Annotated in this window: 8 protein-coding genes; 4 read left to right on the forward strand and 4 right to left on the reverse strand. The window is 75.2% G+C overall.

Going from position 1 to position 7,682, the window contains the following annotated elements; translation table 11 throughout:
• Positions 1 to 78: 78 nt before the first annotated feature.
• From ATM99_RS19750 to ATM99_RS15010, 4 genes are all read right to left on the reverse strand, one after another.
• Positions 79 to 360: a CDGSH iron-sulfur domain-containing protein gene (locus ATM99_RS19750; protein ID WP_369798095.1), complete on the reverse strand. Its 282-nt coding sequence runs from the start codon at positions 358 to 360 to the stop codon at positions 79 to 81.
• A gap of 62 nt (positions 361 to 422) precedes the next feature.
• Positions 423 to 1,493 carry an iron-containing redox enzyme family protein gene (locus tag ATM99_RS15000; RefSeq protein WP_082659846.1) on the reverse strand — a complete coding sequence of 357 codons (1,071 nt, stop codon included), beginning with the start codon at positions 1,491 to 1,493 and terminating at the stop codon, positions 423 to 425.
• An 87-nt stretch (positions 1,494 to 1,580) separates the two neighbouring features.
• Positions 1,581 to 1,958 carry a hypothetical protein gene (locus tag ATM99_RS15005; RefSeq protein ID WP_062103675.1) on the reverse strand — a complete coding sequence of 126 codons (378 nt, stop codon included), beginning with the start codon at positions 1,956 to 1,958 and terminating at the stop codon, positions 1,581 to 1,583.
• A 141-nt stretch (positions 1,959 to 2,099) separates the two neighbouring features.
• Complete coding sequence (locus tag ATM99_RS15010) at positions 2,100 to 2,552, reverse strand: MarR family winged helix-turn-helix transcriptional regulator (RefSeq protein WP_062103676.1); 453 nt, start codon at positions 2,550 to 2,552, stop codon at positions 2,100 to 2,102.
• Between the two features lie 63 nt (positions 2,553 to 2,615).
• On the opposite strand from ATM99_RS15010, the gene ATM99_RS15015 reads away from it, so the two are divergent.
• From ATM99_RS15015 to ATM99_RS15030, 4 genes are all read left to right on the forward strand, one after another.
• Positions 2,616 to 2,984, forward strand: a complete 369-nt coding sequence (locus ATM99_RS15015) for a VOC family protein (RefSeq protein ID WP_062103677.1) — start codon at positions 2,616 to 2,618, stop codon at positions 2,982 to 2,984.
• Between the two features lie 122 nt (positions 2,985 to 3,106).
• Positions 3,107 to 4,780: an FAD-dependent oxidoreductase gene (locus ATM99_RS15020; protein ID WP_062103678.1), complete on the forward strand. Its 1,674-nt coding sequence runs from the start codon at positions 3,107 to 3,109 to the stop codon at positions 4,778 to 4,780.
• Entirely contained in the window at positions 4,777 to 6,552 is a 1,776-nt protein-coding gene (locus tag ATM99_RS15025; RefSeq protein WP_223305154.1) for an ATP-binding protein, read from the forward strand. The genes ATM99_RS15020 and ATM99_RS15025 overlap by 4 nt, the downstream gene beginning before the upstream one ends.
• Entirely contained in the window at positions 6,549 to 6,896 is a 348-nt protein-coding gene (locus ATM99_RS15030; protein WP_062103679.1) for a UBP-type zinc finger domain-containing protein, read from the forward strand. Before ATM99_RS15025 ends, ATM99_RS15030 begins: the two co-directional genes overlap by 4 nt.
• Positions 6,897 to 7,682: the final 786 nt, after the last annotated feature.

Raw genomic sequence — 7,682 nt, forward strand, 5'->3', positions numbered from 1 at the left:
ACGGGGGCAGGGCCGGGTGGGGTCGGGTGCGGTGGGGCACGGGCCGGCGCGCTGCGAGCCGCAGGCCGCGACGGGCGGTCAGGCCTCGGTGCGGAACCCGTTGACCTTGTGCGTGCCGTCGCACCACGGCGGCGTCGCGGTCCCGCCGCACCGGCACAGCGCGACCGTGCGTCGCCGCACCGGCACCGGGACCCCGTCGGCGCCGACCAGCTCGAGCGGGCCGCGCACCAGCAGCGGGCCGTCGGGGCACGGCGTGATGCGCACCGTGCCGCGCCCCCGCGGGGTCGCGTCGTCGGGTGCGTCGTCGACCCGGCGGGCCGGCTCCGGCGCGCTCTCGTCCGCGGGGACGTCGGGGGCCACGCGGCCACCCACCGCCGCGGGCCGTGCGGCGGGTGGCACGTGCACGGCGTCCGGGACGCGGGTCATCGCGGCGGCCGACGCAGCGACGACGCGCCGGACTCCCACGCCGCCAGCACGCGGCGCGCCCACCACCCGTCGAGCGCGAGGCACACGGCCGCGCCCCACATGACGTCCGGGCCGAGCGCGGGGACGTCCTCGACGAGCCGGCCGGCCATGTCGCGCGCCGCGATCTGCTCGTGCACCGCGTCGGCCTCGACGTGCTCGTCGAAGTACTCGGTCACGTCGGCGCCGTACCCGAGGCGGCGCAGACCGTTGCCGTACAGGCGGTTGGGGACCGACGACGTCATCTCGAACGCGGCGAGGTGGCCCACGATCGCGCCGCGCAGCCGCCGGTTCAGGCCGAGCATGGCCATGACGTTGGGGTGCGCGAGCGTGATCGCCGGGACGTGGTCGACGTACCGGCCGTAGGTGTCGTCCAGCCCGACGCCGCGCATCGCCGCGGCGAACAGCGCGGCGTGCTGACGCTCGGGGTCGCCGGCGCCGTACTCGTCGGACTGGATCTCGACGAGCGCGACCTTGGGTGCGCCGGACAGCCGCGGCACGGCCCACGTGTGCGGGTCGGCCTCCTTGAGCTGGTACACCGACCGGTGAACCAGGAGCTCCTCGACCTGCTCGCGCGTGGCCTGCCGTGCGAGGTACCGCGAGACGCTCGGGGAGTCGTCCGCCGCGGCCGTGCGGAACAGGGTCGCCGCGACGTCGGCGGCCGTCGCGGCGACCGGGGGCACGGCGACGCGGTCGCGCAGCTCGGCCTCGACGCGGCGCTCGAGCAGCGACCGGGCGACGAGCACGTCGGGGTGCCACTCCCAGTCGTCGTCGACGCCCTCGAGACCCTGGTGGTGCAGCTCGTACATGCAGGTCAGCGCGATCTGCACGTCGTCGTGGTCGAGCCACGACCGGCTCGGGCCGGGCACGGCCGCCGCGACCGCGCCGTGCAGCGGCGCCGGGTCGAGGGTGGCCCCGGTGAGCAGCCGGAGGAGCGCCTCGCCGATCGCGCCGCGGGGCGTCGGCAACGGCATGGGGGACGCCAGCAGGGGTGCTCGGCCCGTCGTCCTCGACGGTGTGGCGGTGCTCATGGTGGGTTCTTCCTCGAGACGTGCCACGCCGCTGCTCGACGTGCGCTCATCGTGGACCCGGGTGAGGGGCCCCGCCACCGGGGGCGGTCAGCGCTCGGCCGGTGCCGCGGCCGTGGTGAGCGGGACCTCGACGGCGTCGGCGACCGTGCGGACGGCCGGCGGGACCACGCCCAGCACGCGGCCGCCGTCGCCCGGGCCGTCGAGCGCGGTGAGCACCAGGCGCAGGCCGCGCGCGTCGAGGAACGTCACGCGCGACAGGTCGACGTCGGCGCCGAGGGGCGACGCGGCGGCCACCGCCGCGATGACCGCGGGGTCGACCAGCGCGGCGTCGACCTCGCCCGCGGCCTCGAGCCGGGGGCGGTCGCCCGGGCGCAGGATGACGCTGCCGGCGGACGACGACCAGGTCGTGGGTGCCGCAGGCAGGTGCTGGTCGGGCCGTGGCGCAGGGGTGCGCGGCCGAGGCATCGAGCCGGACCTCTCGGACGTGCGACGGGCCGTGGCTTGACCCGTTCGCAACCTAGAAGACGTCGGTGGGCTGCGCAAACGCTCGCGCGCAGGGAGCGCTGCCATCCTCGGTGCCGGGTGGGGGCGCCGCGTGCGTCGGTGTCAGCGCGGCTCGTCGCGCAGCGCGTGCACCATCGCGCGCAGCACGCGGAGGGCGTCCGAGCGCTCGGTGGTCGTGAGCCCGGAGAGCATCCGGTCCTCGACCGAGCGGACGGCCGTCGTCGCGCTCGCGAGCCGCTCCCGGCCGTGGGGCGTGAGCCGTACGGGCAGGGCCCGCCCGGTGGGTGCCGCGGCGGGGCGGCTGACCTCGCCGTCACGCTCGAGCGCCTGGAGCAGCACGTGCATGGTCTGCCGGGTGACGAACGTGGCCCGCGCGAGGTCGGCGCTCGACGTGCCGGGGCGCTGGGCGAGCACCTCCAGGCACGCGTAGTGGGTGACGCTCATGCCGAGCGGGCGCAGCACGTCGTCCATGGCCGTGCGCAGCGCGCTCGACGCCTCCTTGAGCAGGTACCCGAGGGACGTGTCGAGGTCGATGCCGGTGCCGTGTTGACCCATGTCAGCATCCTGACATACGGTGGCGATGTCAGAAAACTGACATTCATCTCGAAGGAGCTCACCGTGCCCGTCACCGGCCCCGACTTCATCTCCCTGCAGGTCAGCGACCTCGACGCGGCGCGTGCGTTCTACGAGCGCTACCTCGGGCTCGTCCGCTCACCGGCCGGGCCGCCGCACGCCGTCGTCTTCACCACGACCCCGATCGCGTTCGCGCTGCGTGACGTCGTGCCGGGCGTCGACCTGGCGGCCGTCGAGCAGCCGGGGATCGGCACCGCGCTGTGGCTGCACGCCACCGACGTCCAGGCCATCCACGACGCGCTGGTCGCCGACGGCCACCGCGTCGTCACGGCACCGGTCGACGGACCGTTCGGCCGCACGTTCACGTTCGCGGACCCCGACGGGTACCACGTCACCCTCCACGACCGCGCCTGACCGCGCCTGACCGCTCCTGACCGCCTCTGACCGCCCGCCGGTCGCCCGCCCCGGACCGGGTGACAGGTGGGGCCGGCGGGCGCACACTGTGCGCGTCGAGCCCGTCCGGCCCGGAGGTCCGTGTGGCACCAGACGCAGCAGCCCGTCCCGCCCTGCTCACCGTCGACGACGACGCCGCCGTCTCGCGCGCGGTCGCGCGCGACCTGCGCCGCCGGTACGGCGAGGAGTACCGCGTGGTGCGGGCCGAGTCCGGGGCCGAGGCGCTCGACGTGTGCCGCGAGCTCAAGCTGCGCGGCGAGCAGGTCGCCGTGCTGCTCGCCGACCACCGCATGCCCGGCATGAGCGGCATCGAGTTCCTCGAGCAGGCGATGGACCTGTTCCCCGCCGCGCGGCGTGTGCTGCTCACGGCGTACGCCGACACCGACGCCGCGATCGACGCCGTCAACGTCGTCGACCTCGACCACTACCTGCTCAAGCCGTGGGACCCGCCCGAGGAGAAGCTCTACCCGGTGCTCGACGCGCAGCTCGACGCGTGGCGGGCGGCGGCGCCGTCGGCCGTGCACGGCCCCAAGGTCGTCGGGCACCGGTGGTCGGCGCGGTCGTCGCAGCTGCGCGAGTTCCTGGCCCGCAACCAGGTGCCGTACCGCTGGTTCGCGTCCGACTCGCCCGAGGGCGCGCGGCTGCTCGAGGCCGCGGGCGTCGACGACGCGCGGCTGCCGGTCGTCGTGACGTCCGACGGCGACGTGCTCGTCGAGCCCGACGACGCGACCGTCGCCGCGCGCGTCGGCCTCGAGGTCCAGCCCGCCGAGGACTTCTACGACCTCGTGGTCGTCGGCGGCGGGCCCGCAGGCCTGAGCGCCGCGCTGTACGGCGCGTCGGAAGGCCTGCGCACGGCGCTCGTCGAGCGCACCGCGACCGGCGGGCAGGCCGGGCAGAGCTCGCGCATCGAGAACTACCTGGGCTTCCCCGACGGGGTCTCGGGCGCGCAGCTCACCGAGCGCGCGCGGCGCCAGGCGCAGCGGTTCGGCGCCGAGATCGTCATGACGCGCGACGTGTGCGGGCTCGACGTCAACGGGTCGGCCCGCGCGGTGCGGTTCGCCGACGGCAGCACGCTCGCGGCGCACTGCGTGATCCTCGCCAACGGCGTGTCCTACCGCGAGCTCACCGGCCCGGGCCTGGGCACGCTCACGGGCCGCGGCGTGTTCTACGGTTCGGCCCTCACCGAGGCGCCCGGCTGCCGCGACCAGGACGTGTACGTCGTCGGCGGCGCCAACTCGGCCGGGCAGGCCGCGATGTACCTCGCGCGCGACGCGCGGTCCGTGACCCTCGTGGTGCGCGCGGGCGACCTGCGCGCGTCGATGTCGCACTACCTCGTCGAGCAGGTCGAGGCGCACCCCCGCATCCGGGTGCGCACCGGCACCGAGGTCGTCGAGGCGATCGGCGACGAGCACCTCGAGCAGGTCGTGCTGCGCGACGCCGCGACGGGCGACAAGCAGACCGTCGACACCGGCTACCTGTTCGTGTTCATCGGCGCGGCGCCCCTCACCGCGTGGCTCGACGGCACGCTCGACCGCGACCCGCGCGGGTTCGTCCGCTCGGGCCCCGACCTCCTCGTCGACGGGCGCCCCCCGGCCGGCTGGCCGCTGGACCGCCCGCCCTACCACCTCGAGACCAGCGTCCCGGGGGTGTTCGCGGCCGGCGACGTGCGCGCCGAGTCCGCCAAGCGCGTCGCGTCCGCCGTGGGCGAGGGCGCGATGGCCGTCATGCTCGTCCACCGGTACCTGGAGCAGCTGTGAACGCACCCGATCCCTGCGACCTGCGCGAGGACCCGCCCGACGGCGCGCTCCCGTGCGACGTCGAGGAGCTGCGGACCCTCTTCCTGTTCGAGCACCTCGACGACGACCAGCTGCGCTGGCTGTGCCGGCGCGGGCACGTCGAGCACTGCGATCCCGGCCCGCTGTACGCCGAGGGCGAGCCCGCCCGCTGGTTCTACGTGCTGCTCGAGGGCACGGTCGCGATGTCGCGGCGCGTCGGCACCGACGACGTCGAGGTGTCGCGCACGTCCCAGCGCGGCGTCTACGGCGGTGCGACGGCCGCCTACCTGGGCGACCGCACGCCGCAGCGCTACCCGCAGACCATGCAGGTGCTCGCTCCGTCCCGGTTCTACGCGCTGCCCGCGACCGACTTCTCCGAGCTCATGACGTCGTGGTTCCCCATGGCGGTGCACCTGCTGGAGGGCCTGTTCGTCGGGCAGCGGACCACGCAGCAGGCCGTCGGGCAGCGCGAGCGGCTGCTGGCGCTCGGGGCGCTGTCCGCGGGGCTGACGCACGAGCTCAACAACCCCGCGGCCGCCGCGAACCGCGCGACCGCCGCGCTGCGCGAACGCGTGGCCGGGATGCGGCACAAGCTCGCGATGATCGCCGACGGGCCCTACGACGCGACGACGCTCGGCACGCTCGTCGACCTGCAGGAGCAGGCCGTCGAGTCGCTCGCCAAGTCCCGCGCGCCCGGGGCCCCGCCACCGCCGACGGCGCTGCAGCGCACCGACGCCGAGGACGCGGTCGCCGACTGGCTCGACGCGCACGGCATCGCCGGCGGGTGGGACCTCGCTCCGACGTTCGTCACGGCGCGCCTCGACCCGCCGTGGCTCGACCGCGTCGCCGACGCCGTCGCACCGGGCATCCTCGAGGGCGCCGTGCGGTGGCTGTCCTACGCGCTCGAGACCGAGCAGCTCATGAACGACGTCGAGGACGCGACCTCACGCATCTCCTCGCTGGTCGGCGCCGCCAAGCAGTACTCGCAGATCGGCCGCGCGCCCGACCAGACGCTCGACGTGCACGAGCTGCTCGACTCGACGCTCACGATGCTCGAGCGGCGGCTCGACGGCATCGACGTCGTGCGCGACTACGACCGCACGCTGCCGCCCGTGCACGTCTACGGCGCCGAGCTCAACCAGGTCTGGACCAACCTCGTCGACAACGCCGCGCAGGCCATGGACGGCCACGGCACCCTGACGCTCACGACGCGCCGCGTCGACGACTGGCTCGAGGTCGAGGTCGCCGACACCGGACCCGGCATCCCGCCCGAGATCGCCGACCGCGTCTTCGAGCCGTTCTTCACGACCAAGCCCGTCGGGTCCGGCACGGGCCTGGGCCTGGACATCGCGTGGCGCATCGTCGTGACCAAGCACCACGGCGACCTGACCGTGCGCTCGGTGCCGGGCGACACCCGGTTCGTCGTGCGCCTGCCCTACGCCCCGGCGGACGCGCCGGGTGAGTCGGGCGGGACGGGCGGCGACCCGGCCGACGCGTCCGGTGGTGACCCGGGCGGGGTGGCGGGCGTCGACCCGGTCGTGTCCGTGCCCGGCTCCGACCGGACCGGGTCTGCCGTCGACCGGGCCGTGTCCGGGTCTGGCCTCGACCCGGTGGTGCCTGGGTCTGTCGTCGACGCGGTGGTGCCTGGGTCTGTCGTCGACCCGGCGGTGCCCGGGTCTGCCCTCCACCCGGCCGTGCCCGGACCAGAACTCGACCCGGCCGTACCCGGCCCCGACCCGGAGGTGACCGCATGAGCGAGACCGCCATCGACCCGACCGTGCCGCCCAGCGGCCCCGGCTGCGTCGACTGCGACGCGTCGGGCGGCTGGTGGTTCCACCTGCGCCGGTGCGCCGCGTGCGGGCACGTCGGCTGCTGCGACTCGTCGCCCGCGCAGCACGCCACCGCGCACTGGCGCGACACCGGGCACCCGCTGGTCCGCAGCTACGAGCCGGGCGAGGACTGGTGGTGGGACTACTCGGCGGGTGCGTACGGGCAGGGGCCCGACCTGGCCCCGCCGCAGGCTCACCCCACCGACCAGCCGGCCCCCGGCCCGGCCGACCGCGTCCCGCCGGACTGGCGCACCCACCTGCACGCCTGACCCGAGGACCCCGGCGTGATCTGGTCGAAGAAGCGACCAGTTCGCGGCTCCGGTGGTCCCCCACCGACCAGTTCACGTCGGCCCGGGCCGGAACCACCCCACACGCGGGCCGGGTCGGAACACCCCACGCGCGGCCGGGTCGGAACACCCCACGCGGGCCCCGCGTCGGCCGGGCCGGCGCCGGACGCCCTGGCCCCGTTCGAGCACGCATGAACTGGTCACAGATGTGACCAGTTGGGGGTCTGGGGTCTCCCGGAGTGACCAGTTGGCGTCTCGGGCCCTCCGGTTCGCTTCGCACCCGTGGCCCGGCGGCCGACGCGTGGGTCCGGCGTCCGGCGCCGGTCGGCCGATCCGATCGGCATCAACTGGTCACAGAGCTGACCAGTTGCGACCGCGGGTTGCTCAAGGCTGACCGGTTTGCGACTGCGGGTTGCTCGGGGCTGACCGGTTGAGAGGGGGGCGCTCAGGGCCGACCGGTTGCGACTGCGGGTTGCTCAGGGCTGACCGGTTTGCGACTGCGGGTTGCTCGGGGCTGACCGGTTGAGAGGGGGGCGCTCAGAGCCGACCGGTTGCGACCGCGGGTTGCTCAGGGCTGACCGGTTTGCGACTGCGGGTCGCTCAGGGCTGGTCGGTGAGAAGGGGGGCTCAGGGCTGACCGGTTGAGAGGGCGGCGCTCAGAGTTGACCAGTTGCGACTGCGGGTCGCTCAGGGACGACCGGCTGAGAGGGCGGGTCGCGCAGACGTGACCGGATGAGGGCGCGGGGCGCCCCGGGGTGGCGAGCTGCG

The sequence above is a fragment of the Cellulomonas sp. B6 genome (assembly GCF_001462455.1).
Taxonomy (GTDB): Bacteria; Actinomycetota; Actinomycetes; order Actinomycetales; family Cellulomonadaceae; genus Cellulomonas.

Coding starts and splice junctions, on each gene's coding strand:
- ATM99_RS15010 (WP_062103676.1), bottom strand. CDS start 2,552: ATGGGTCAACACGGCACCGGCATCGACCTCGACACGTCCCTCGGGTAC.
- ATM99_RS15005 (WP_062103675.1), bottom strand. CDS start 1,958: ATGCCTCGGCCGCGCACCCCTGCGCCACGGCCCGACCAGCACCTGCCT.
- ATM99_RS15030 (WP_062103679.1), top strand. CDS start 6,549: ATGAGCGAGACCGCCATCGACCCGACCGTGCCGCCCAGCGGCCCCGGC.
- ATM99_RS15000 (WP_082659846.1), bottom strand. CDS start 1,493: ATGAGCACCGCCACACCGTCGAGGACGACGGGCCGAGCACCCCTGCTG.